Source organism: Pedobacter sp. 22163, from assembly GCF_052045595.1.
In the GTDB taxonomy this organism is placed as follows: domain Bacteria; phylum Bacteroidota; class Bacteroidia; order Sphingobacteriales; family Sphingobacteriaceae; genus Pedobacter.
In genome coordinates, this window is sequence record NZ_JBQEPM010000001.1 from 838,449 (window position 1) to 865,364 (window position 26,916).

At 37.3% G+C, this 26,916-nt stretch carries 17 protein-coding genes; 8 read left to right on the top strand and 9 right to left on the bottom strand.

The window, feature by feature from the left end; all coding sequences use genetic code 11:
* Positions 1-155 precede the first annotated feature (155 nt).
* On the bottom strand, positions 156-2,195 hold the full coding sequence (gene ppk1, locus ACTJKN_RS03565) for a polyphosphate kinase 1 (protein ID WP_440822716.1): 2,040 nt from the start codon (positions 2,193-2,195) through the stop codon (positions 156-158).
* Positions 2,195-3,415, bottom strand: coding sequence for a Pycsar system effector family protein (locus ACTJKN_RS03570; RefSeq protein WP_440822718.1), 1,221 nt, complete (start codon positions 3,413-3,415; stop codon positions 2,195-2,197). The genes ppk1 and ACTJKN_RS03570 overlap by 1 nt, the downstream gene beginning before the upstream one ends.
* Positions 3,416-3,758: 343 nt before the next feature.
* Here ACTJKN_RS03570 and ACTJKN_RS03575 point away from each other — a divergent pair, with 343 nt between their 5' ends.
* Entirely contained in the window at positions 3,759-5,945 is a 2,187-nt protein-coding gene (locus ACTJKN_RS03575) for an alpha-galactosidase (RefSeq protein WP_440822720.1), read from the top strand.
* A gap of 193 nt (positions 5,946-6,138) precedes the next feature.
* Here ACTJKN_RS03575 and ACTJKN_RS03580 read toward each other — a convergent pair whose 3' ends face one another.
* The 6 genes from ACTJKN_RS03580 to ACTJKN_RS03605 all read right to left on the bottom strand — a co-directional run bounded on the left by ACTJKN_RS03580 (position 6,139) and on the right by ACTJKN_RS03605 (position 12,215).
* Entirely contained in the window at positions 6,139-7,104 is a 966-nt protein-coding gene (locus tag ACTJKN_RS03580; RefSeq protein ID WP_440822722.1) for an ROK family protein, read from the bottom strand.
* 373 nt (positions 7,105-7,477) lie between these two features.
* A complete protein-coding gene (locus tag ACTJKN_RS03585) occupies positions 7,478-8,404 on the bottom strand; it encodes a sugar phosphate isomerase/epimerase family protein (RefSeq protein ID WP_440822724.1) in 927 nt (308 codons plus the stop codon).
* 217 nt (positions 8,405-8,621) lie between these two features.
* Complete coding sequence (locus ACTJKN_RS03590; RefSeq protein ID WP_440822726.1) at positions 8,622-9,662, bottom strand: AAA family ATPase; 1,041 nt, start codon at positions 9,660-9,662, stop codon at positions 8,622-8,624.
* 49 nt (positions 9,663-9,711) lie between these two features.
* Positions 9,712-10,422 (bottom strand): RNA ligase family protein, encoded by a 711-nt coding sequence (locus ACTJKN_RS03595; RefSeq protein WP_440822728.1) that lies wholly within the window; start codon positions 10,420-10,422, stop codon positions 9,712-9,714.
* Positions 10,423-10,696: 274 nt separating this feature from the next.
* Entirely contained in the window at positions 10,697-11,260 is a 564-nt protein-coding gene (locus ACTJKN_RS03600; protein ID WP_440822730.1) for a porin family protein, read from the bottom strand.
* A gap of 505 nt (positions 11,261-11,765) precedes the next feature.
* A complete protein-coding gene (locus ACTJKN_RS03605; protein WP_440822732.1) occupies positions 11,766-12,215 on the bottom strand; it encodes an SRPBCC family protein in 450 nt (149 codons plus the stop codon).
* A gap of 357 nt (positions 12,216-12,572) precedes the next feature.
* Here ACTJKN_RS03605 and ACTJKN_RS03610 point away from each other — a divergent pair, with 357 nt between their 5' ends.
* The 6 genes from ACTJKN_RS03610 to ACTJKN_RS03635 all read left to right on the top strand — a co-directional run bounded on the left by ACTJKN_RS03610 (position 12,573) and on the right by ACTJKN_RS03635 (position 22,129).
* A complete protein-coding gene (locus tag ACTJKN_RS03610) occupies positions 12,573-13,406 on the top strand; it encodes a M57 family metalloprotease (RefSeq protein ID WP_440822734.1) in 834 nt (277 codons plus the stop codon).
* A gap of 398 nt (positions 13,407-13,804) precedes the next feature.
* Positions 13,805-16,792, top strand: a complete 2,988-nt coding sequence (locus ACTJKN_RS03615; RefSeq protein ID WP_440822736.1) for a SusC/RagA family TonB-linked outer membrane protein — start codon at positions 13,805-13,807, stop codon at positions 16,790-16,792.
* 12 nt (positions 16,793-16,804) lie between these two features.
* Positions 16,805-18,394, top strand: coding sequence for a RagB/SusD family nutrient uptake outer membrane protein (locus ACTJKN_RS03620; RefSeq protein WP_440822738.1), 1,590 nt, complete (start codon positions 16,805-16,807; stop codon positions 18,392-18,394).
* 11 nt (positions 18,395-18,405) lie between these two features.
* Entirely contained in the window at positions 18,406-19,470 is a 1,065-nt protein-coding gene (locus tag ACTJKN_RS03625; RefSeq protein WP_440822740.1) for a phosphatidylinositol-specific phospholipase C1-like protein, read from the top strand.
* A gap of 8 nt (positions 19,471-19,478) precedes the next feature.
* On the top strand, positions 19,479-20,882 hold the full coding sequence (locus tag ACTJKN_RS03630) for an alkaline phosphatase (protein WP_440822742.1): 1,404 nt from the start codon (positions 19,479-19,481) through the stop codon (positions 20,880-20,882).
* A 74-nt stretch (positions 20,883-20,956) separates the two neighbouring features.
* On the top strand, positions 20,957-22,129 hold the full coding sequence (locus ACTJKN_RS03635) for a CehA/McbA family metallohydrolase (protein WP_440822744.1): 1,173 nt from the start codon (positions 20,957-20,959) through the stop codon (positions 22,127-22,129).
* Positions 22,130-24,029: 1,900 nt separating this feature from the next.
* Here the strand turns inward: ACTJKN_RS03635 and ACTJKN_RS03640 are convergent.
* Positions 24,030-25,202 carry an FAD-dependent monooxygenase gene (locus ACTJKN_RS03640; protein WP_440822746.1) on the bottom strand — a complete coding sequence of 391 codons (1,173 nt, stop codon included), beginning with the start codon at positions 25,200-25,202 and terminating at the stop codon, positions 24,030-24,032.
* An 88-nt stretch (positions 25,203-25,290) separates the two neighbouring features.
* On the opposite strand from ACTJKN_RS03640, the gene ACTJKN_RS03645 reads away from it, so the two are divergent.
* A complete protein-coding gene (locus ACTJKN_RS03645; protein WP_440822748.1) occupies positions 25,291-26,253 on the top strand; it encodes a helix-turn-helix domain-containing protein in 963 nt (320 codons plus the stop codon).
* Positions 26,254-26,916: the final 663 nt, after the last annotated feature.

Genomic DNA, 26,916 nt, shown 5'->3' on the forward strand with positions numbered 1-26,916 from the left:
TGTTATCTACACAGCATAGCCGTCATCTCGACCGTAGCGTTCCAAAGGAACTCATTTGGAGGAGAGATCTATCAAGATCATTTTCTATAGATTTCTCCATTCCGTTGCACTCCAGTCGAAATGACGATCTTATGGTGGGGACATAGACCACGGCACTATTTATTTTTTAATAATTGATAAATATCGTATTGAGACTCTACAGGAGTCCCACTACTTTTAACAGGAATATTGTTCATGTTTTCATCTATACAAACCGCCTGCACGTTATCTTGTTTTTGGATTTCGATAATATCTATCATTTCCTGCTTAATCTGCTCATTATAAATCGGAAAGCAAACTTCAATTCTTCGATAAATATTCCGGTTCATCCAATCGGCAGAGCCGAGGTATACATCGTTTTTACCTAGATTATGAAAAATAAAAACACGTCCGTGCTCTAAATAACGATCTACAATACGGGTAACCTTAATATTTTCGCTCATTCCAGGTATACCTGGAATTAAGCGACAAATGCTCCGTACAATCAGTTCGATCTTTACCCCTGCCTGCGAAGCCTCGTACAGTTTATTGATTAATACTTTTTCTTCGAGGTTATTCATTTTAATGGTAATACCCGATGGTTTACCTTGTTTGGCATGTTCAATTTCTCGATCTATCAAATCAAGAAAAACTTGCTGTAAATTAAACTGTGCTACCAATAAATGGTTAAATTTTATCAGATCGGCAGAAGTAGGTTTAACCCTTTTGGCCAGAAAGATAAAAAGCAGCTCTACTTCGCGCAGCATTTCTTTATTGGCCGTCATTAAAATATGATCGGTATAAAAAGCTGCTGTACTTTCGTTAAAGTTTCCGGTAGAAAACAAACCAGAATAACGCATGCGGTCACCTGTCTGGCGTTTTACCAGGGCTACTTTGGCATGAACTTTTAAAGCGGTTACACTGTAAATAATATCAACGCCAACCTCCTTCATTTTCTTGGCCCATTTAATGTTATTGGCCTCATCAAAACGGGCTTTAAGCTCTACCAAAACGGTAACTTTTTTACCATTTTTAGCAGCACTGATCAGGGCATTAACAATTTTCGAATCGCTGGCTACACGATATAGCGTAACATAGATTTCGCGGACCTCAGCATCAATAGCCGCTTCGTTAAAAAAGCGCAATACACTATCATAACTCTGGTAAGGCGTATGCACTATAATATCGTTTTTATAAATGGCCTGGGTTAAAGATCCATCAATCAAATCGGTATTACAGATTTTTGGCCAGTTTTGGTTGGATAATTTTGGCGAATTAACAGGAAAACCCATGAAATCTTTCAGGTTATGGTACTGTCCGCCCTCCATCCTATTTGCCTTTTTAAGGTTGAAAAGCTTTTTGAGCAATTCGAAAACGTTGGCTGGTATGCCTGGCTGGTGAAGAAAGCGTGTAGCTAAACCCGAATCGCGTTTGAGCAACTGCTTCTCCAATTGTTCGGATAAACTGCCCGAATATTCGTCTTTAAGGTCAATTTCAGCATCCCTGGTAACTTTAAAACTATAACATCCTGTAATTTCTCCTTCTGGAAAAATACGATCTAAATGAAAACGAACGATATCATCCAGAAAAACAATAAAGGTCTCGTCACCCACTTCTACCTTATAAAAACGGGGTAACTGGTTGGAAGGAATATTTAAAATAACAACTTCTGCATCTTCTTTCTTTTTTAGTGTAATCAGAAAGTACAGTTCATTATTTGAAGGAAAGAAATTGGTATCAGCATTAATGTAAACAGGCTGCAAAAAGGCCATTACCTGACTTAAAAAATATCGGGTTATGTTTTTCTGAATTTCTGCGGGGAATGGCTGTCCATAAATTAAGTTTATCTTATTCTCTTTAAGCAAGGGAATAAGGTCTGATTTAAGTACCTTACCGTAACGCTGCTGCTGTTCCGAAATAAGCTCATTGGCCGTATTTAGCAAATTATCGTCAATCCGGATATCGTTATCTTCCTTATTGCTCAATTTCTCTAAAGCGAGTAACACTGGCATCCTTACACGATAAAACTCGTCGAGATTAGAAGAGAATATCGACAAAAACTTAATGCGTTCTAAAAGTGGAACGGTACTCCGCTCAGCTTCCATTAAAATACGCTCGTTAAACTTTAACCAGCTTAAATCTCTATTAAAAAAAGAGGTTTCTACTATCTGTTCCATTAAAGTTTACCGTAAGCTGCGTAAGCAATTACAAATGCAAATACTGCGGCAATTAAGCCAAACATAAAAATATTGTAAGCCAGGCGGATCAGTTTATACTTTCTGCCCAAAACCACGCCTTGCGAGTATACATCGGTGATTAAGGTACCATATAAAAAATCTTTATCATTCATCACTTTAATCATACCATCGGTATAACTGGGTAAGCTCATTTTATAAAAGTTACCGAAAAACAATAAATTTACCTTTTTATTATCCATATCTTCCTGAGTGAATTCTCCCTTAGGGATAGCCGGACGGGTTGATAAAATGGAAACCACCACACAGGTTAAACTCACTATTAACAAAATAAATGTGGGGATAATCAGGTTGCCATGGTCTTCCAATCGCCTTAACAATAAACTTACAATTAAGGAAAGCATAATTGAATTTACGGTGATCAGGATATGAGCCTTGTTATCGGCCATGTCGCTCAAGCGTTGGTTGTTGGCAGAAGTAATCCTAAACATCGTTTCAATCCCTTTATCTGGCCGATCGTCTTTATCTTTTTTCTTTTTATCTTTCTCTTTTACAATGACAGGGGCAAAATTTACAGGTTCTGCCAATTCGGTACTAATTTCTTCCTGCGATGTTAATTTACTTTTCAGTTTGCTGATATTCTTTTGTTTCTGGTCGCTCAGCAACAGATTGGCATAATCGGTATGGTAATGATGCGATTCCATAAACTGGATATCTTTTTTACGCCAATCAAGCTTACTGATATCTTTTTTATAAATCAATTCATTTTCCTTATGCATCAATTTCCCTTTTGCGCGGAAATCGGGCAAACCTAAATGGAACAGATCTGCATCGCAAATGATTTTATCAATTTCATTTTTAGGGTTCTGAGGAATTTTAGTGGCCAATATCGCACTTTTAACATGGTCACGGATTTCCTGATTGACCTGATGTTTAGCTAAAAAATCATCAGCCAGTTCTGCTCCCTTTGCTTCGTGGTTTAATGCATCTTCGAAATATCCCGTATCGTGAAAATAGGCCGCAACGGTTACAGCGAAAAAATCCTGTTCATTTAGCTGGTAATGATTGGCAATTTGCTGTGCAGCGTTTACCACTTCTTGCGTATGTTCCAGATTATGATAAACCAGGCGGGGATCGTTATGGGTATGGAAGTAATCGCCAACGTGCTTTTCTACATCTTCCTGCAATTTTTTATAGTTCATGAGCGTATTAGGGGTTGCGATAATTTAATATAACGAAGGAAATGCATTTCTTGAAAATGTTTAAAGATGAAAACTGTAATATTTTTTATGATTATAAAATTACGCTAATTTTTTAAAAACAACGCTGATCTCCACTTAACAATAATAATGCCCTGTTTATTTTACATTTAGATTTAGAAATGCGGGGATATAACACTATAATCTCATGCAATTACATTAATTCTTGTTAAAAAAAGATAATAATCTGGTATAAATGGCACATTCATTAGCCCCAGAAAAATCTAATTTGCAATTATTAGCTTATGGTTGATAATACCACCTAAACTTTTTACCCAAATAAATAATGAAAAGAAAAAACACACTTTTTTTTTTACTCTCAATGACAATAGGTTTAAACAGCTTTGCGCAGAAAACGATAGAAATTGCAACAAAAAACAATGTACTGATTTTAGAAACAGATCGTGATAACACCTTATTATCGGCTTACCTTGGCAAAAAACTAGACAATGCGGGCGAGTACCCAAGCATACAAACATTAGATAAATACAAACCCGGCTCTGATGACCTTTTAAATAAACGTGAAGCTTATATTGCTTCTGGCTCACTTAATTTATTAGAACCAGCATTAACCGTAACCCATGCTGATGGAAACAAATCTACCGTTTTAACATTTTCGGATGTAAAAACCGAACAGCTGGATCAGAATAGAAAATTAACCAGCGTAATCCTCAAAGATTTAAAATACAATTTTCAGGTTACCTTAAAATACCTGGCTTATTTCAATGAAAACGTAATTGAGCAATGGGCCGAAATTGAACATAAAGAAAAAGGCACAGTAGTACTAAACAAATATGCTTCAGCAAATCTTACCCTAAGTGGAAAAAAATTCTTCCTTAAAAATCAGTATAGTGGTGCCACACGCGAAATGCGATCAGAAGAACAGCAGCTGCTGCATGGCATAAAAACCATCGATTCTAAATTAGGAACCAGAACAAACCTGCTTCATTCTTCTTCGTTTATGATTTCGATAGATCAGCCTGCAACAGAAGATATGGGCGAAGTAATTGCGGGATCGTTAGCATGGACAGGAAACTTTAAGTTGGATTTTGAAACTTTTGATGAATATTATCTCCGCGTAACTGCCGGGATTAATAATTTTTCGTCGAATTATACTTTAAAGGCTGGCGAAAACTTCATTACCCCCCGTTTTATTTATACTTATTCATCAGCAGGAAAAGGTTTAGCCAGTAGAAATTTGCACGATTGGGCCAGAAACTATCAAATATTAGATGGAAAGGGCGAAAGATCTACCATCTTAAACAACTGGGAAACCACTTATTTCGATTTTAATGATGAAAAACTAAACGAATTAACAAAGGATACCAAAAAATTAGGGGTTGATGTTTTTTTATTGGACGATGGTTGGTTTGGAAATAAATACCCACGCAATGGATCTACTTCTGGCCTGGGAGATTGGCAGTATAACAAGCAAAAGCTAAAAAATGGAATCAGTTCATTAGGTAAAGAGGCAACAGCAAACGGTGTAAAATTTGGCATCTGGATAGAACCCGAAATGGTTAATCCTAAAAGTGAACTTTATGAAAATCATCCCGATTGGATTATCAGACAGCCTGAAAGAAAAGAATATTACATGCGTAACCAGTTGGTATTGGATTTAACCAACCCTAAGGTTCAGGATTTTATTTACAAAACCGTAGATGATATTTTTAAGGAAGTGCCAGAAGTTGCCTTCATTAAATGGGATTGTAACTCCTTAATATACAACGCCAACTCTCCTACTTTAAAAAACCAGGATCATTTTTATCTTGAATATATCAAGGGACTAAATAGCGTATTGGATAGGATTAGAAAAAAATATCCCAAAACACCAATGATGTTATGTGCTGGAGGCGGTTCGAGAGTAGATTATGCCGCACTTCAATATTTCACCGAATTTTGGCCTAGCGATAATACCAATCCATACGACCGCATCTTTATTCAGTGGGAATATTCATATTATTTTCCTTCTATTGCTGTAGATAACCACATTACCGATATGGGTAAACAACCCATTAAATTTAAAACAGATGTAGCCATGATGGGAAAACTTGGTTATGATGTACGTGTAAATGAGCTCAGTAAAAATGATTTGCTTTTTAGTCAGAATGCCGTTAAAACCTATAATAGCTTTAAAGATATTATCTGGCATGGCCAGCAATACCGTTTGCAGGATCCTTACGAAAATAAAATAGCTTCAATTGCCTACGTAAACGAAGCAAAAGATCAGGCTATTGTTTTTAACTATCATGTGGCTACCCTTTTCACCAATGGTGTGATATTACCGATTAAATTAAAAGGGTTAGATCCCGCCAAAAAGTATAAAATAGAAGAAATTAATCTGTATCCTGGTACTAAATCGCCAATTGACAGTACTAAAGTTTACTCTGGCGACTTTTTAATGAAAGTAGGCTTTAATCCAGAAGCCAATGCTTACAGAACCAGCGTGGTTTTAAAGATACAAACCATATAAACTGTTTAAAAACATAAGCTCATGATGTTAAGGGGGGCTTTTCGCCTCCCTTTTTTTGAGATAGCCCCATAATACATTTTTATGAAAAAGAATATCCTAATTTTTAGAATATCCTTTCTGTTCAAATTCAATACTTTTCGTTTCCTAATGATCCGCTGAAAAGGATTCAAATTGGTACTATTTTTCTGAAAAATTATTTCGTTGCATAATCAAAGGCCTTAAACTTTTGAAAAACATTTGCAGCACAGCCTAACAAACCAGCCTTGTTGCCCAGCTTGGCCGCAACTACCAATTCATTACCAGGTGCAATAGGTACCGCTAATGTTTTTATTCTTCTTTCTATTTCTCGGACATAGAAGGCGCCAGATTCGCTTATACCTCCACCAATTACAATTTTTTGCGGACTAAATACATTTATAAAACTAATAATGCCTGTAGCCAGGTAATCGAAATGCAATTCCATAGCTTCAACGGCATATTCTTCTCTAGCCAGGTATTTTTCTACCATATATTTACCATCAATCTCTTCTGGTGAATTAGGGTGGATAGACTGATAATGGTTAAGCAGGGCAGATACTGACGCATAAGCTTCTAAACAACCACGACCTCCGCAGGCACAGGCAACCCCACGGTGTTGTACAACAATATGCCCTAATTCTGTACCTCTATTTCTAAATCCTCCATAAAGCTTATTATCAATCATCACAGCCCCACCTATTCCCGTACCTACGGTAAGGAAAACCACATCGCTACAATCTTTGGCCGCACCGTAAGTCATCTCACCTAGTCCCATTAAATTCGCATCGTTATCCATTACAATATTATAACGTGTTACTTCTTGCAGAATTTCGCCTAAAGCCAATTGTTTAAAGCCGGGTAAATTATCTGCACCGGCAATAATCTTGTTGTTGTAAATAATCCCCGGAAAACCAATGCCCACGCCAAGAATAGGGTTTTTAATTTTTTTAGCACAGGTATTGATTGCTTCTACAATGAGCGCAATAATTGCTCCTTGTGTTTTCGCATTTTTTAGCGATACAATAATGGAATATAAAATTTCGCCATTTTGGTTTACTACTCCGCATTTGAGTGCAGAGCCACCAACATCAATTCCGATAGCATACGATTGTTCCACGTTGTAATTATTTAAAGTAATCATATACCAAACCTAGTTTAAATCTCATTTTCATTGCTTTATTAAGCATGTTTTCAATAACATTTTATTATTCGAATCTAATATAGGCTAAAAATAGAATTCGATAGGCCTCTACCCTTAGATTTCAGTCCAAAACCTTTCAATAATTGATTAAAAAAGAAAATAAAATATTTAACAGTAATCATTTTTAGGCAGCACGGCCATAAACGTAATGTTTTTTAAGCCTAAGGAATGTAGCGAATGGCCCTGCCTTATGCAGTTTGGGCCATACGGCTACTAAATCTTTATCACTAAGCAGTTTTCTGCCTACTGTATTACCTGTTTTGCTTAAAAATACCAACAAGCTCGCTATAAAGCAGTCTTCTTTTTTACAAAACTATAAATATCTTTTTCTCCAGGTCTGCATCATATATACATTTATTTCCCATTGATCGGCCACTGGAAGGTTGGTAAACGGAATGGTTGGCATATAACTGGGCGGGCCAAATTCAGTTAATATGGTCAGGACTTTACCTTGTTGTTTTTTTATGGCAACAACTTTGTCCCACCAGGCAAAATGAGCTTCAACTGCTTGTTTCCATTCAGGAGCTCTTGGATCGCTTACTTGTGGTCCTTCTGCATGGCCAACCCTGGAGTGAACATGATCGGTACGTGAAATGGCAAGTGCAACAGTTTCCGGTTGATCTTCGAGTAAACTTTCGCTCACATTGCACCAATGAGAAATATCGAGCGTTAGTCTTAAATCAGGGTTTTTCTCTAAATATTGTAATGATGCCGGAGCTGAATAAAGCATACGCGACCGATGTGTTTCATGATAAATTGGAACACCTGTTTCTTTGGCATACTGAACAGTAAAATCAATGAATTTTTTATTGTCCTGATATTGAAAAAAATCCTTTCCGGAGTGAACATTTATATACAACGGTTTTTGATATCGATGTTCAATAGCTTCTTTAAGTACCTTTTTAAAGGTTGCAAAGTGGGGTACCGGAAGCGCTTCATCTCCGCCGCAAAGAAAACCAACTTCTAATTGGTATTTTTTTAATGCTCCAAATAACTCTTCAGTAATTTCTGGCGACCATAGGATCTCTATTCCATCATAGCCTGAATCTTTTGCCTTTTTGCAAAAATCGGTTACCGAGCCATTAAAGCCCCAATAGGGCGCCATGATTTTTAGGGCGAAACCATTTGTCCATTTTTCAGATCCGGAAGAAGGTAAACTATATGTTTCCATTGGTTTTAAAAATAAAGCAGATGTGAGTGCCATGCTACCGCCTATAAAATCGCGTCGGTTATATTTCATTTGATATATATATTACGGATTCAAGTTACACATTTTTAGTTTTTAAAGAATTTAGTTCATTTCAAAAAATGTTTTTATCTATAATCAATCAAGAAGGAAACACAACCATTAAGGGCACAAAAAAGCCCTTCAGAACGTACTGAAGGGCAGTATAATTAATTGGGTATTTTTAATTATTTCCATTTTGCTCGCTTAATTACGAACTTAAAAAACCTTTTTATCGAATTTGATAAACGACCTGATGTGCCTCCCACTGTGCGGGTACTTCAAGTTTGTTCGCCAATTTATTAAGTATGCCCGCAGGTACAATAGCCGTTCTATTTTTATTCTGAACGTGCAAATGTTGATAAGGCACTTCAATATAGATAATACTAACTTTTGCCTTGTAAATACCAAACAGATCAATCAACTGCATGCGCATCTGGCTCGTTGTATTGGTAGCATTCCAAACAAATGATTGCTGTTTTCGCAAATAAACCCTGGCTTGCTCTTTTGCTTCCTGTATTACCCTCCCATTACCTGCTTTGTCTGTTGGAGATATTCCCTTTTCCTTACGGATACTGTCTAAAGAGATTATCGGCCAATCTGAGTAATGTGTTTTAATATAGGTGTCTTTTCCGGCACCAGGCAAACCACTCATCAAAATAACTTCCGTTACTGGTTCATCAAATGGGATATAATCTAAATAAGCATCTTCATGTTGCATAAAATACATTTGCGCAGCATTTGATTTAAACCGATAGGAGTTTCCCCAGCATTCATTTTCCTTGCAAAATTCTTCGAAGCAAGCTATACGATATAACATCTCTTCCTGATCATCACAAATACGTCCAAGCATATCTGCTTTTGCCAATAAGCATAACCATTGCAGATTAACTTCCATACTTGCTTTAACTAAAACTTTCACGGGATCAGTTTTTTCGAATAACCAAATTGGCAAACCATGATGCCTTACCAGTCCTACAATTTGTTCACGAATGGCAAAAGGCGTTGGTTCATCCCGGTATAGGAATTGTCTTGCAAATTGAGCTCCCTTACGCGCATGTCCTTTTGAAGTAATACTTCCATCTGTTTCAAAAACAGTTGTACTGTATTTTTCAACATCGTGCAATAAAGCAGCTGCCCATAAAATTTCCTGATCCTGTTCAGATAAATCTTTAAAAGCAGGTTCATTTTGTAAAGCGATTAAAACCATTTGCGTATGTATGGCCACATTGCCTTCTGCATGATAGCGTGAATCCTGTTGAACATCTGCCATGCGTTTTACCCAGTCAAAGCGAATTTCAAGATCCGCCCATTGTTTATTTTCACTTAACGTCCACATGCTTACCTCCTTCATTTAGCAGTGATGCACGTTTCCAGCTTCTGGTCCAATGCCCGTCGGTTTTAACATGCCCCTTGCGTACGTATTTAAACACATTTTGGGCAAAGTCATCAACGGTATATCCATCTGCATTCCTGCTAACGATTCCCTCCATAGTTACCTGGGTTTTATCGTAAACATCATAGGTATCAAATTTCCCTGGCCCCTTTACCAACTCAAGTATTTCTTTTTCGAATTGCGGTTGGCTTTCTGGTTTTTGTTCTATTTTAATTACAGGAACAGTTGGCAGATCTAACATATTTGCATAAAACGCTGTTTCTTCCCAACTGAGCCAATGGTCACCTTCACGGATACCGAATACATAAAAATGATGTTCGAGTTTACGGTATTCAATAGAATGGATAGCATATAAGTTTTCTACGAAGATTTCCAAATCTCCTAAATCATGTTTTGCAAGTTGCCAAAAACGCCTAAGACTTTCTGTCCATGGTGATGTTGTTGGAGCCGCATGCGAGCGGGCAAACACGCCGTGTTTAGACAGGCAATTATTTTCGCCGTCGAGTTTTTCGGTGTGTATAAGTGTAGGAATTTTCTGTAAATATTCCCAATAATCGTGCTGTATCCTGTCATCGCTAGTTGTTCCCGGCGAAAACGGGTAGTGATAAGTACGACCATATTTTTTTGAAATAGCCATATTGTAATAAGTAAAGTAAAAAATAAATAGTAATTACTCCCTCCCCGGGTGGGAAAGGTCATTCAACATTTATATGCAAATGATATTACATGACACAAGACTTAAATAGTTCGTTTGGCAACAAAAGTAATGAAACTATTTTAGTTTGCCTTAACTAAAGGAATGTTATTTAAGGAGTTAACAAAAAAATCCATTTTTCTTTAGCGAAAAATGGATTTACGTTCTTGAGATATTTAAACTTATTCTTTAGAAGAATAAAGGAATTTAGGGTGTGCTAAAACAATTTAAACCCTACTGATAGATTAAATAAACCGCTTTTTTCACCTAGTCCCTTATTAATTTTTGTAAGGCCCCTGCTGTATCTGGCATCGATACTGATGTTACCAATATCTACGCCAGCATTGATCACTCCACCAAAATTAAGCTTTTTATAATCGAAGCCAACTGGTCCTTTTGCTTCGTTAAGGGTATAATTAACATCAGGGCCCGCAGAAACCCTTAAATTTAAAGACTCAGTATTGATAAGCTTATATCCAACCATAAGTGGTAAATTAAGTTGGTTAAATTTTGGTGTATAAGTTTTAGCTGCATAAACATACGAACTCTTAAAGCTAACATAGTTCAATTCTGGTTGAAAATATAACGATTTACCAACACGGGCGAATACTCCAAAATTATAACCAACCTTTCCTTTTTTATCCGTTATGGCCTTTAAACTTGTTGGCAATGTTCCATAGTTTACACCAGCTTTTACACCAAATACCAGATCAGCATCTTGTGCTTTTGCCACTCCCGCTGTAATAACCATAACAGCAACTAATAAATAAAACTTGTTCATTTTCATACTTTTTGTTTTTTAAATAATTGAATATTTATTTTGTTTTTGAAAGTATGACAACAACATTTGGATTTACCCCTACGCCATTAAAAAATATGAATTGATTTTAGGAAGAATATCCCTTAAACTACTATGCAGCTCAAAACAAACAGGTTATTGTAAGCTCTGGAAAAACCGTTGTTAGGCTAATGGATCCTCATTGTTGATTATGTTTTTATTGTTCTACCCTGGATATCTTGCTAATTGATTTCGCCGCCCCAGATGCGCATAAGTTTAATGTATTAAAATGGAAACAAGATCTACAAGGGGGCTGCGATAATACAGGCCGCTTTTTTTAATCAATCTGCCATACTTATTACTGCGCTTCTACAAATAGACTTAATCATTTGGCAAAATCGCTTAATATCAGATAAGCGTACGAAAAAACCCCTCCAAAATTACTTTAGAGCGGTTTTAAGCTGTAAGGTTACTGGGTTTATGTATTACAAAAAATATATTCCTTTAATTAAGCATCTGGTATTTCTGGTTCGACCAGTTTAGCTAACTTTTCAAGCGATTCCTGCCAACCCAGGTAACACATCTCTACAGGTATAGCTGAAGGAATTCCCTCCTGGGTAATTTTGATTTCGGTGCCCACTAAGGTCTTTTTCAACCAAACTGAAGTAATCATTTCACCAGGCAGGTTTGGATCATCAAACTGATCGGTATACTTTAAAAACTCGTTTGGTGTTAATTCAAGGTATTTTCCGCCGAATGAATGACCATTGGAGGTGGTAAAATTTTGAAACGACATTTTAAAGGAACCTCCTAATGCTACTGTCATTTCGTGAACAGTACAAAGAAAGCCATATGGAGGTAACCATGAAGCAATTGCCAAAGGTTCGGTAAATGCACGATATACTTTTTCTGGCGATGCTTTTAAAACTCTGTGCAATGAAACGGTGTTGTTCGACATAAAATCATTTTTTAATTCCCTACTCTTAAGGCTTTTCGGTTTCGCCCGTTTTTGGAATGGTAGCTGCTCCATCATCTCGTCAGTCTTAATTCCTGACCATACAAAGATGGTATGTAAATTCGAGTTTGCCAGTGGCAATATGCGACAATATTGAAGGGGCTTTACGGCCAGATAAGGCATCACAAGCGGAAGCACTTCTTATTAAATAATCTACCAGCTGTTATATTTACCAGACAAACTCTTTGAAAACAAGGCCATTAATATTTCCCTTAAAACATTGTAACTATTTGATTACATAAAATTTGTTTATATATTAGATCTGTCTGATCAACACTATTAACCTAAACTAACTTAAACATGAAAAACAAAAAAATTTTATCACTAGCCATGGTATGCACTTTATTTCTCTGCGTATCCTCTTGTAAAAAAAACAACACTTCTGAACAAACTGATAACAAAGCCGAAATATCAGCAAGTACTTTACAACAAATAAAAAGCTTAGGATTTAGCGTCGAAAATGCACGTAAGGTTGATAACGGTTACCTGGTTGAAGGCGACATCCTGCTAACAGATGCCAACTTAACTGAAAAGTCTTTAAGTCCCAATTTAAATGTTGCTGAAACCGAGCAGTACCGCACAACCAATCTTGTTAAAGCATTACCACGTGTGATTACAGTTTCTGTTACAAATTTACCACAAGTATATAGTGATGCTGTTGACCTAATGATTTCAAGGTACAATTCACTGGGTCTGCGTGTTACTTTCCAAAGGGCAAATACAGGCGTTACAGGTAACATCGATGTTTTTGGGTTTAACGAAGGTCCAAGTGGCGGCTATATCACTTTAGGTTCAGCTGGTTTCCCTACTTCAAGCGGCGAACCATTTAATCAGATTAAAATGAATACGAATGTTAATGCCTATGGAACAAATCCCAATTTATTATACGTGGCTTCTGTTTTGCAACATGAAGTCGGACATTGTATAGGATTCCGCCATACAGATTATATGAACAGAGCCTATAGCTGTGGAGGAAAACGTTCTAATGAAGGAACAGCAGGAGTTGGCGCGATACAAATCCCAGGCACGCCATCTAAAGCAGATGCAGAATCATTTATGCTGGCCTGCTCTAACGGGGGCGACCGTACATTTAATGCAAATGATGTAATTGCAATGAATTACCTTTATAAATAAACCAAATACAGATCAGATAAAAAAGAGGGAGCTGAAAAGTCTTCCTCTTTTTTTTGAACCTAAAAAGGCTGGAATTAGATATTTTTTATGCTTTTAAAAAAAAATAGCCTTAAAAAACACAACGAACAGTATAATTTCAGAAAAAAAAGCCATTTTTCAATAAATAACATATAGCCCACTACATCTTTACGTCATCGTGTTAAATTTAATCTTTGATTCTGAACCTATCAATTGAAAATCCTTAACATTATTTTCAGTTAACCTTACAATTCTTAATAATTTCTTAATTCTAACTGACAAAATCCCTAATCGGGTTAAGGCATCTTTGTGGGAAATTCACAGGGCAAGAACAATCGTTTGTTCTGTGAATAATCCAAAACAATCATAACCAATCATTCATGAAACAAAACTACAAAAAGACCTACTTGTCTTTGATTGGCAGATGGCAATGTCTTGTTGCAATACTGCTTTTCTTTTCATTAAACGCCCATGCTCAGAGCAGTAAAACAATAACAGGTAAAGTTGTTGATGAAACCAATCAGCCATTACCAGGCGTAACAGTTAAAATAAAAGGCAGCAATCTTGGAACATCAACCGATACAAATGGCGTTTACACCATTCAGGCAAAACCATCTGATATACTCACATTCTCCCTACTTGGAAGTTTAACCAAAGAAATTCCAGTTAATAACCAAGCTAAAATAAATATAACCCTTGTTTCGGATAATCAAACTTTAAAAGATGTTGTGGTTATTGGTTATGGTACCGCTAATAAAAAAGATTTAACAGGTGCCGTAACTTCTGTAAAATCAGAAGAATTTAATCAGGGCGTTATGGTTAACCCAGCACAACTTTTACAAGGTAAGGTTGCCGGTTTAAATGTAACCAAAAGTGGCGATCCAAATGGTAAGCCATCAATTACCCTTCGTGGGCCTTCTTCATTTAGAGAAGGTGCTGCGCAGGAGCCCTTTTATGTTATCGATGGCGTTCCAGGAGCAGCAATTGAGTTACTTGCGCCTGCCGATATTGAAAGTATAGATATCTTAAAGGATGCATCCTCAACGGCAATTTATGGTTCCCGGGCGGCAAATGGAGTAATTATGGTGACAACAAAAAGATCTAAAAATGGACAGGCACGCCTTTCATACAATGGTTATGCAGCTGTAGAAAAGGTTTCCAAGAAATATGATATGCTATCTGCGCCAGAGTTAAGGCAATACCTTGCAGATAATAAACAGACTTTAAACCCGATTGATGATGATGGTTCTGATACCAACTGGCAATCATTATTGGAAAAAACAGGCTTTTCACAGAATCATAATGTTTCATTCGGTGGTTCTGGTCAGGCATCAGATTACGGAGCAAGCGTAAACTACCTGGACAACAAAGGGATATTAAAAAATACTTCTTTAAAACGGACTATTGTAAGGGCATATATCAATCAGAAATTTTTTAACGACAGGTTAAAACTTGGCTTAACGGTTACCAACAGCAATTCAAAAAACTCAGATATTTATCAATCTCAGGCATTGCCAAATATGCTGTTCTATTTACCAACGGTCAGTCCTTTTAACACAGATGGTACTTACAAGGAAAATTACAACCGTACCGGAAGCGGAACGAGAAACCCTTTATCAATTGTAGATAATAATGTCATCAACAACCTGAATAATAAAACGCTGATTAATGGAATGGCGCAATTGAATATTCTTGACGGCCTGAGGTTCACAGCCAGTGTTTCTTCGCAAAGGGATCAGAATAATTACAGTACTTACCTGAACAGCCAATCGGGATTAGCAAGGGGTGTTAACGGACAGGCGCAAAAATTTGATGTTTTAAATAAAAGCCAGGTGTTGGAGGGTTATTTTAACTACGATAAGACTTTCGGGAAACACAGTTTGAAATTACTTGCAGGTTATTCATGGCAGGAAGACAGAACCAATGATGGTTTTGGCGTTACCACACAGAATTTTTCAAATGATAATTTAAGTTACAACAACCTTTTCCTTTCAAACCCGACGTTGCTTTCGCAAATTGCATTCAATAACGCCCCTATATCTACTTTGAGATTAATTTCATACTATGGAAGGGTTCAATACAATTACAACGAAAAATATTTATTTCAGGCCTCGTTAAGAGATGATGGTTCATCCGCTTTCGGAAGAAATAACCGTTGGGGTTTATTCCCTGCGGTGTCTGCGGGATGGAGAATTATTGGTGAGGATTTTATGCGCACCGTTCCGGTAATCAGCGATTTGAAACTTCGTGCAGGTTATGGTGTATCGGGTAACAGTTTAGGATTTAATGCCTTTTCTGCACTACTGATTTACGGTACGCCTGACGGAAATAGTAAGTTCTTAAATAATGGCAATATCAGCAATGCAATTGGGCCGGTAAGAAATCCGAATCCAGATTTGAAATGGGAAAGTACAGCAACCACCAACATTGGTTTAGATTTCGGCTTATTTAAAGATAGAATTACAGGTTCAGTTGATTTTTATGTGAAGAAAACTTCTGATTTAATTTATGGAGATTATCAGGTTTCAACTACGCAGTTTTTCCTGCCAACCATTACGGCAAACGTTGGTAAAATCAAAAATACAGGTATAGAGTTCTCTTTAAACGCAATTGCGGTTAAAACAGATAATTTCAAATGGACAACCTCTCCAAACATTGCACACAATAAAAACGTTGTAGAAACCTTATCTGATGATTTCTATAAGATCTCATTCATTCAAACGGCTCAGTTGGGTGGTAAAGGTCAGTCAGGAAATTTCAGTCAGTTAATTCAGCCAGGTTATGCCTTGGGCACCTTCAATTTATGGAACTATGCCGGTAAAAATGCGGCTGGTGTAAGTACGTATATTAATGCCGCCGGACAAACCATCGCAACACAACCCTTAACCACTGATGCTAAAATAGCAGGCGATGCGCAACCAAAATTAATTTACGGCTGGGCAAATACCTTCAACTATAAAAATTGGGATTTGAATTTCCTTGTTCGTGGGGTATTGGGCAATAAAATTTTGAATGCAACAATGGCATCATTAAACAATCCGGCTGATGCCAAGCTTCAAAATATTCCCAGATTTACTTTAGGCGAATCTTTCAATGATACGAATGCATACTTAATCTCTGATCGTTTTGTGGAAAGTGGTTCTTACCTGCGCTTAGACAATGCTACAATCGGTTACACCATTAAACCAAAAACACAATCAATTAAAGCGATCAGGCTTTATGCTACTGCTAATAATCTTTTCGTGATTACAAATTACAGCGGTATTGATCCTGAGATTAATATGGGTGGTGTAACGCCGGGCATAGACAATAACAATTATTATCCAAAAACAAGAACCTATAGTTTTGGTGTAAGTGCATCATTCTAAAAAAATAAGAAAATGAAAAAGTTTATCATCCTGTTTAATATTCTTGCCTGTTTGATGGTTTTCGAATCATGCAGCAAGCTAGATGTCGATGTAGAATCGCAATACGTTAAGGACAATTTTCCCTATACCACTGCAGATTATACGGCACTTTTTGGTACCATGTATTCTAACTTATCATCACAGTACGGCGTGCCTTATTGGAGAATGCAGGAACTTTCTACCGATGCAGCTATCCTGCCTGCACGTGATGGAAATTTTGATGATGGCGGCCAGTACCGCCAGCTGCATTACCATACCTGGACCATTGATCATCCAAATGTTAGGGATATCTGGCAGTGGGGTTTCGGCGGCATTAACAATTGCAACCGCTTAATTAATCTTACAACCGAATCAGTTGCATCTGATGCTTCAAAAGCTAAAAGCATAGCTGAAATAAAAGCAATGAGGGCCTTGTATTATTACTTTATGATGGATTTGTATGGAAACGTACCCATTATAGATACCTTTCCGGTGAGTACGCCTCCTGGAAATCAAACCCGTGAAAAAGTATTCGAATTCATAGAAAAAGAACTTTTAGCGGTAATCACTCAATTACCGGTAAAGGATAACACTAACCGTGTGGCCGTTTATGGAAGGCCAACACAGGCAATGGTTTATGCCTTATTGGAAAAAATGTATTTAAATGCTGAAGTGTATACCGGAAAAGCGAGATATACTGATGCTGTTACCATGGCCGATAACATTTTGAAAAACAGCAATTATAGCCTGGATGCAAAATATAGCGACATTTTCGATGTAAACAACGGTCCGCAGATTAACGAAACCATTTTTGCAATTCCTTATGATCAGCAAATTCCCGGTAATCAGATGACAAGGTTTGGTTTCTACCCTGCTTTAGCAGCATCTTACGGAATAAATGTTGGTTTCAGTATTTCGATGAGTACCACTCCTGAATACTTCAACCGTTTCAACTTAAATAATGATATTCGTACAACTTTCTGGCTGGTTGGTAAACAATATGCACCTGATGCAAACCGTAAACCAGATTTAACTAAACCCATTTACGTTGCAGGAACAACAACTCAAATTGAGATTACCCCTGACCTTATTTTAAAACCAGGTAAACCAATGGATTTAGGTAATACCGTTGCTGATCAGGCAAAAGGTGTCCGTTCAGTAAAATACTGGCCAGATCCAAATGCCATTCAGGCCACCAGGTTAAACGGAAACGATATGCCGATTTTACGTCTTGCCGATGTAATGTTAATGAAAGCCGAAGCAATATTAAGAGGTGCAACAGCAACTACTGTTAACGGTGAGTTACAAACCCCTTTAGTTTTAGTTAATAAAATAAGAAGCCGTGCCGGTGCTGAAGGCGCAACAACGGTTAATTTGAGTACTTTACTTGATGAACGCGCACGTGAATTTAGCTGGGAGGCCTGGAGAAGAAACGATTTAATCCGTTTCGGACAATTTGAAACTGAATATCCGCTACCAAACGATGTACTTTTCATGAATAAAGATATTACCAGAAGAATCTATCCGATCCCGGCAAATGAGCTGAAGCTGAATGCGAATTTAAAACAGAATCCTGGATACTAAAATTAAAAAATATGAGACTGATTACCTGTTTTAGTTTATTGCTGGTTCTACCCGCAATTGCCTTAATTGCCAAAAAGGAAGATTTACCGATAAATCAGATCCAGGTAATTGGTTCACACAACAGTTATAAGCAAGCCATCGATCCGGCATTATTTAAGATGTTTAAGAAAACGGATTCAGTATCTGCCAGTAAGATAGACTATGAGCACATTTCTATGCCAGATCAATTAGATATGGGATTAAGAAACCTGGAGATTGATGTATATGCTGATTCTGCTGGTGGCCGTTACGCGCATCCAAAAGGTTTAGATTGGGCGAAAGATCAACCAGCTTTTGATGCTTCCGGAGAAATGAAAAAACCTGGCTTTAAGGTTTTACACATCCCCGAACTCGATTTTAGAAGTTCTGTACCAACATTTGTAGGGGCTTTAAAAGTGTTGCGTACATGGTCAGAAGCTCATGCAGATCATACACCGGTTTTCATTACACTTGAGGCTAAAGATGATTCGGTAAAAAGACCTGGATTTACATCACCAGAATTATTTACGCCAAAGGTTTTTGATGAATTGGATAATGTGATAATAGCGCATTTAGGTAAAGAACATATCATTCTTCCTGATGGAGTAAGAGGTCAATACAGTTCGCTTGAAGACGCTGTACTTCATCAGAATTGGCCAAAATTGAGCCAGGCGAAAGGCAAATTTATTTTTGTACTGGATGCTACCGGCAAAAAAAGGGAAACTTATATTCTAAATCATCCATCACTGAAAGGTCGTGTAATGTTCACGAATTCAGATCCCGGCACATCTGAGGCTGCTTTTATGATTAGGAATAACCCGAAAGACAAACAGATTTCTGAAATGGTAAAAAAAGGTTACATCATTAGAACACGGGCCGATAACGATACGCAACAGGCCCGTAAAAACGATAAGGGTGATTTCAATGCAGCTTGTAATTCTGGCGCACAGGTTATCACAACAGATTATTATTTAAAAAGTACACATTTTAATTCCGGTTACGCTGTCAGCTTTGCTGGTGGCAAATACTACAGAGCTAATCCCTTGTTTAAAAATTAAGAGCAGATATGAATAGAAGGTCGTTATTAAAAGGAGGCTTGTTAACCGGTTTAGGTTTGCCTTTTGTGGGTATGAAAGATGTAATAGCTTCGCCAGTAGTTGGACGTAAAAAAGCGAAAAACATCATTATGATGGTGAGTGATGGGATGAGTATCGGAACGTTGAATATGGCAGATATCTATTCCAATCGCATATTTGGCAAAAGCAGTAAGTGGCTGGGGCTTTATAGAGATAATAAGGCCGTAAGAGCACTAATGGATACTGCTTCGGCGAGTTCTTTGGTTACCGATTCTGCCGCGGCAAGTTCATCATGGGGTGGAGGTATGCGGGTTAGAAATGGCTCCTTAAACGTAGGCATGAATGGCGAAAAACCCCAACCGATCCTTCAAAAGTTTAAAGAAAAAGGTAAAAAGGTAGGTTGTGTAACCACTGTACCGATTACGCATGCAACCCCCGCAGGATTTTGTGTAAATATTGATAACCGTGGCGGACAGGATCTTATTGCAGAAATGTATTTAGGCCTGAAATTCGATGTGATGATGGGTGGAGGGCATAAATATTTCGGGGAGAAAAGAGCAGGTGGAAACCTGATTCCGAAATATTTAACGCAGGGTTATAACGTTGCAGAGAACAGGGCCGAAATGTTGGCATTGGATAAATCAAAACCTGTTTTGGGCTTGTTTGCAGAAGATGGAATGCCTTACGAGGTCGACCGTCTGCACGACCAGGAACTCATAAAATCGACGCCAACGCTGGCTGAGATGACCATGAAAGCAATCGAACTGATGAAAGATCATAAAGATGGTTTTGCTTTGCAGGTAGAAGGCGGTAAAGTGGATTGGGCTGCACATTCTAATGATTTGAGCGGTTTAATTTTCGATCAGCTTGCTTTTGATGAAGCTGTTGGAAAAGCAATAGAATTTGCCGAAAAAGATGGTGAAACCTTAGTAATCATCACCACAGATCATGGTAATTCGAACCCTGGTTTGTTCTATGCTGATGAGGCCAACAAAAAGTTCGATAGCCTTCAGAATTTTAAACGCAGTAATACCTGGCTTTTAGCGCAGTTAAATCAATCGTTCAGCGAACAGAAAATAATTGATCTGATAAAAGAAAACCAAGGTTTCGAAATGAAATCTGAAGATGTAAAATCCTTATTAGTGCATTTCAAGGATATTGTTCCTGGTCAGCTTTACAACGAATCGAATCTGCCATTTTACGAGTATGGTAAAATTTTGGGCAAATATACCGATGTGCAATGGGCCGGAATGAACCATACCGGTGACTACGTGGAACTAACTATGTTTGGCCCGGGTTCGGAAAATTTGAAACCTTTCGTTAAAAACTACGAGCTGCATAACTTTATGCTCAAGGCAGCAGAAATGCCTGAAGCGTTTTTAGTAAAAGCTTAATCTTAATTACAGGGCAAATAAACAATCAGGCACCTGCATTGCAGGTGCTTTTTAATTCTATTTTAAATCAGGTTATGACTATTCAATTAAAATATTTTCGTTTTTCATTTTGCCTCATTTTAATGCTCAATGCAGGCTATCTCCAGGCACAGGAAACTATTAATCCTCCGGCAATCATAAATAAAAATGGTGTTTGGCTAAAAGGCGACTTACATGTGCATTCACGGCATAGTACAGAATCATCGAATAATCCGATAGCAAAAATCATTAATTTTTCTAAATCTGTTAAAATGGATTATCTGTGTATTACGGATCATGATAATCATGTAGATGGTGATGTTGAACACCATACCTGGGCAGATCCAGAATTTAAATCAGACTCGCTTCTACTGTTATATGGTTCAGAATGGACGACAACCAGAGGGCATGGAAATGTATTTTCTGATAAACCGTATCATCATAAACGCTTATTTGATGTTCGCGACGAACGGGATGTTAATATTGGTAAAGTGAAGAAATCTCTTAATATTCACTTATCGGCAAACCATCCAAGCGGAAAAGACAATTTTGGTTTTTCTTATGATCTGGTTCAATCGATTGAAGTTTGGAATTCATCAGTTTGGCCAAAAAATGCAAATGCAATTATGATTTGGGATGATATGCTTTCATCAGGAAGGATGATGACGGGAAGAGGTGGAAGTGATGCACATCACGGAATACCTACAGGAGTTGAAAAACCAAGTGCAAACACCTATCAAGCTGAATATAATTATGTTGGTACGCCAACCACCTGGGTTTTTGCAAAAGAGAAAAATTTAACGGCAATTGTTGATGCACTAACTCATGGAAAGGTTTCTGTGAGTTCAAATCCTTTTGCGCCAAGAGTAGAATTTTATGCTGATGCAAATGAAGATGGCAAATTTGAGATGATGATGGGCGACAATGCCATTTCGAAAGGTAAACCTGTAAAATTTTTGGTTCAATTAATTGGTAATACTTTGCCTGATGTAGATTACACCATTACCATCATTAAAAATGGAAAGAAATTGAATACTTACCATGCAAAAGGCGAAATACCAATGGTTCAATTTGAAGATACACCAGAAACAAAAGGAAGAAGCTATTATCGGGTAACTGTTGAGGGCGCAAATACACCTTATCCACAAGTGCCAAAATCTATGGCTTTAAGCGAAAATATGGTTGCTTTATCAAATCCGATTTATTTTAACTTCGACCCAAAATTTTAGATTTTCTTCAAAATCGTTAAAAAGGTAATGTAATTCTTTCAAAGGAGGCTGTATCATAAATATAGTTGTCATCCCGGGTGAGCTTGTACTAAGCGTAGTCGAAGTGAAGGACGTGTTTAAATGCATCGTGAAGCGTTTCGACAAGCTCAACTTGACAAGTTCGAGTGGAATCACAAATATGAGACAACCTCCTTTTTTTACCTTTTTTACCCTCACATTGATGAAATTTTCATATCCCACCGGTATTACCCTCCATTTAAAAGCATCGTCATTGGCCTTTTGAATACGTTGCCATAATTTTTGTTTTATTGAAAAAGTATTTGTTCAAAAAAGGATTTCTGTTTATACCGGTATATTTTAAATCCATGCTCAAACCTAGCAGTTTAGCTGCATTGGCATGTCATTTTGAGCTAAAATGGGCTAAATTGAGCTAATTAAGACCACTATTGAGCTAAAATGGACCTTTAATAATTATGGGGCAGCAGTGCAAGGGCCCGGGCGCTTTGTGGCGACCCAACATCATTAAGTTAAACCATTCGGCACGAAAAATAATTTAACCCCAGTTAGAAAGAAGGCACACAGACATAAAAATCTGTGTTTATCTGTGTGCATCTGTGGTTAAAAACGCTTACTTAATTACATTGGGCGGCGGCCTGCATAAGGGCAGCATAACCGTAAGCGGTGGTGCCATTCTGCGAAAGCAAGCACTGGCTTTACCTTTTAGGTAGAGAAAAGGTAACGCCGGGGTAACCCTGGGGTATCCTGGGGTTAACTTGGTAGCAACAAAGGGTAAATAACAGGTATAGCAGGGGTAATTAAATACGGCCCTTTCGTTGGGTTTGTATGTAGGCAGCCAGTAAATCTTTCAGGTAAAAACGATCTCCACCAGGTTTTTTATAGGCCTTAAGGTGCCCTCTTTTACCTTACGTTTGCAACTAGAATTGGTTAGACCTGAAACAGTAGCAGTTTGCTACTATTAAAAAAAAAATTAAACCACCTATAGCATAGTTTTTTGAGCAACCAAAAACCCCTTCAAGTCAATACTTAAAGGGGTTTAAAGCAGTGGACCCAACTGGGCGCTTCTCGAACCATTTCCTATCTGATTTGTGCTTAATCGCCGATTTAGCAAAAAAAATCGTATAATCCTTGCTATGAGTAATCTAGCAAATAGTTATCAAAAGAAAATTTAAGGGTGTATAATTTAGAAGCGTTCAAAATATCAAATACTCATCATCAAAAACGAAAAATGAGATTTGATTAATGGAATGAGTTTATGATAATCCATAATTAAAATAACAATGCAGCAGGAATTATAAGACCAAATAAATACAATTATCTCTGAATTACTGATTTTATTACAAAATGAGGGAATAATGATAATGAATACTAATAGCAAGAGAAGTTATCTTTAACCACCTTCTTAAGAAATAGAGCTCTTAAGAAGGTTAGCTAATCCTACTTGCGTTTCTTATCGGCTGCTTCAATTATAAAGATGCCTCCGAATAGTGCTATTTATTAGAATTAAATGAGCGTCTGATCTTATATCCCATTATTACAAATGGAATAATACCAGCAATCAACAATAGCCAAAACCATGTAGAATATATTGCATTATACCAAAGCCACCCAATAATAATCATTATAAGTAGCCCGACAATGAGACTTTCTTTAAGATTGCCACTTATGCTTGTTGTCAGCACTCCACCTATTATGCAACTTATATAGATGCATGCTAATTTTACGAAAACTTGTATCACCTCTGGATTACTTAGCAACGGGTGACTGAACATATGATTAGCTTGAGGGTAAAGTTTCCCCTGTAAAACGGCAAAAATTGAACTGAGCAGCCCGATGGCACCGACCCCTAATACAATAGATATAATATTCCTAAATTTCATGTCTATGTAAGGGTAAATTTCATTTGATCTTCCGTTAGGATAAGCTGCTCAGTCATCATCTTACTTACCTCGGTATCTGAGGCGGCACTAAATAATCTGGTGAACCGAATCAAGTCAGCTTCATTTCTTGGTATAAAAGAGTGCGCATTATTTCTTGCATTGTCTTGGAACTTTTTTATAATCGGTTGCATTAGTGCATTATAGTTTTCAAGTGAAACCGCAAGATCATTTGGCGACCGGGCAAGAAAATGTGACAACGCTTTTGCTCCATATATAGACAGTGAGGCTCCCATGCCTGACAAAGCGGTGGGACAATAGCCTGCGTCTCCCAATAAAACCACATGTCCCTTAACTAGGCTTGGGCCATGGACCATCCCCATTTTATCAACGAACATAAGACCTTCTTTTAAGAAACCGTTAATTAAATGCTGTACTTCCGAATTGTAATTTTTAAACGTTTCCTTTAAAAGATGTTTCGCATTGGAATGTATGTTAGCTAATTCATCGGTATTATAGATATAGCATTGAATTGCTACCTCTTCATTATTAACCGGATAAATAGAGAGCATTTTGTTGATATCAAGATATGTTTTGACCGTTCCTACAGTATATGGATGTTTTTCTTTTAGTCTGCCACCCATATACAGCAGATTGAAATCTTCCAATTGACTTTCGCCAAAATATTTTGTTCTCGTAGAAGATCGCAGTCCTTCAGATACTACCACAAGATCAGCTTCTATAACCTGTCCGTTCGAAAGTGTGACGCTAACTTTGTGTCCCTTTTGTTGCAGTTCGGTAATTGTCGTGCCGAATATAATGTCTATAGCGCTCTTGACATTATTGTATATCACTTGATGAAGACCGCCCCGCGTAATCAGGATAGACTGATTGGTGTTCTGATTTACCTTTTCGTAACTTATATTTCGAATCATATTGCCACTCGAATCAAGCCAATGCATAAATTCAGAAGGTGTAGACTCTTTAACAAGATTACCAGTAAGGCCCATCTCATCCATTATTTTTACGCCAAAGCTTTTAAGGGAGACTAAAAATCCTGCATTATTAAATTGACTTGCTTTGTCTATAACTGTTATATCATGACCTTGATCCACTAAAAGTTTTGCAGCGGTTATGCCGGCAATACCGCCACCTGAAATAATAATTCGCTTTTTCATATTGATGATGTCTTTTCTAATGCTGTAAAATTATATGCAATTTTGTGTATAAAATAACCCATTAACTATTAATAATAGTCCAAAAGCTATGACTCAGGAAATTAATAAACGAACGATGGTTCAATTGGCCGCAAAAATGGGAATACCCATAACAGAGAAACAAGAGGAGCTGGCTTTACTTAAATTTCATAACATCAAAGTAATCGACTTACTACCGGAGATGATGGTTATGATCCGTTCATTGTTATCTGAAAAAGATTTTTCTTACCGGCGAAAACCCATTACTGCAATAAAAAGCGGGTTGCTCATTTCTTTTCAGAACGTCTTTAACGGCAGAAAAGAGGATCGTGGAATGATTGGACCAGCTACCAGCTTGGATCAAGAACGCGCCCATGTCCGTATAGTTCCCTTACACCTGGATAGCGAGGTTAAGTTTTCGAAACAAACTCATATCGAGCAAATTACAATTCTCATAGAGACAACTTATTTAAAACAGTTCCTTGGAACGGAACAAACAAAATTCAGCTACCTTTTTAATTTGGAAAAAACATTCTGGATCGACGAGTTTATGTCTCCAGAAATTGCGGCACTAGTCGACGAAGTTGTGAATTCTTCAGCTGAGGTTTCTTTGCCGGACTTTTATTATCGGCTGAAGTCATTAGAGTTGCTTTATTTTTTGTTTAGAAACCTTTCACTAAGAGAATCGGTCTCATATCAACATATGACTACCAAGGAAATTGAGGCCATTTATCAGGTGAGAAACGCAATTGCAGCATCTTTAGACAAAGCGTTGCCCGTAAAAGAGCTGTCCCAATTATTAGGAATGAATGAATTAAAATTGAGAAAGCTTTTTACACAGGTATTTGGTAAAGGACTATATCCCTATTTTCAACATCTTCGAATGCAGGAAGCAGCAAGACTATTAAAAGAAGAGCGGCTTTCGGTTTCCGAGACCGGTTATCGTCTTGGGTTCACTAATCTTAGCCATTTTGGAAGGTTATTTGAAGAGCACATGGGTACCAAACCTAAAAAATGGAGCAGCAAAACCTAGCACAAAATTCCCTATCACAAGTTTTGACCTCATAGTTTTGCTTTACGAATCTTACTCTAAATTCTATAAGCGCATGAACCACGGTTATCTTATTAATCACAATTACAAGTTATCTAGAATTCTTTGAGTCAGTTAATGGAGAGTTAGCTAGATTGACACTATTTATCAAATAACCGTCGTTTTTTGATGTACACTTTTGTATTTCTCAAATGACTACTACGTTCAGATCGTAAAGTTTATATAACATTGTTTATGATCATATTCCAATCTTTAACACTTAGTCGGAATTTACTAGTCTATCTGACCAAAAACCTCAATGGGCTCGAATCAAAAAACAGCCTTTACACTACTATTAAAGCCAATAAATTTTTCGCCAAAAATACAAAACCCTCTTTACGGACTGTAAAGAGGGTTTGTGGACCTGACTGGGCGCTTCTCGAACCATTTCCTATCTGATTTGTGCTTAATCGCCGATTTAGCAAAAAAAATCGTATAAACCTTACTATGAGTAATCTAGCAAATAGTTATCAAAAGGAAATTTAAGGGTGTATAATTTAGAAGCGTTCAAAATATCAAATACTCATCATCAAAAACGAAAAATGAGATTTGATTAATGGAATGAGTTTATGATAATCCATAATTAAAATAACAATGCAGCAGGAA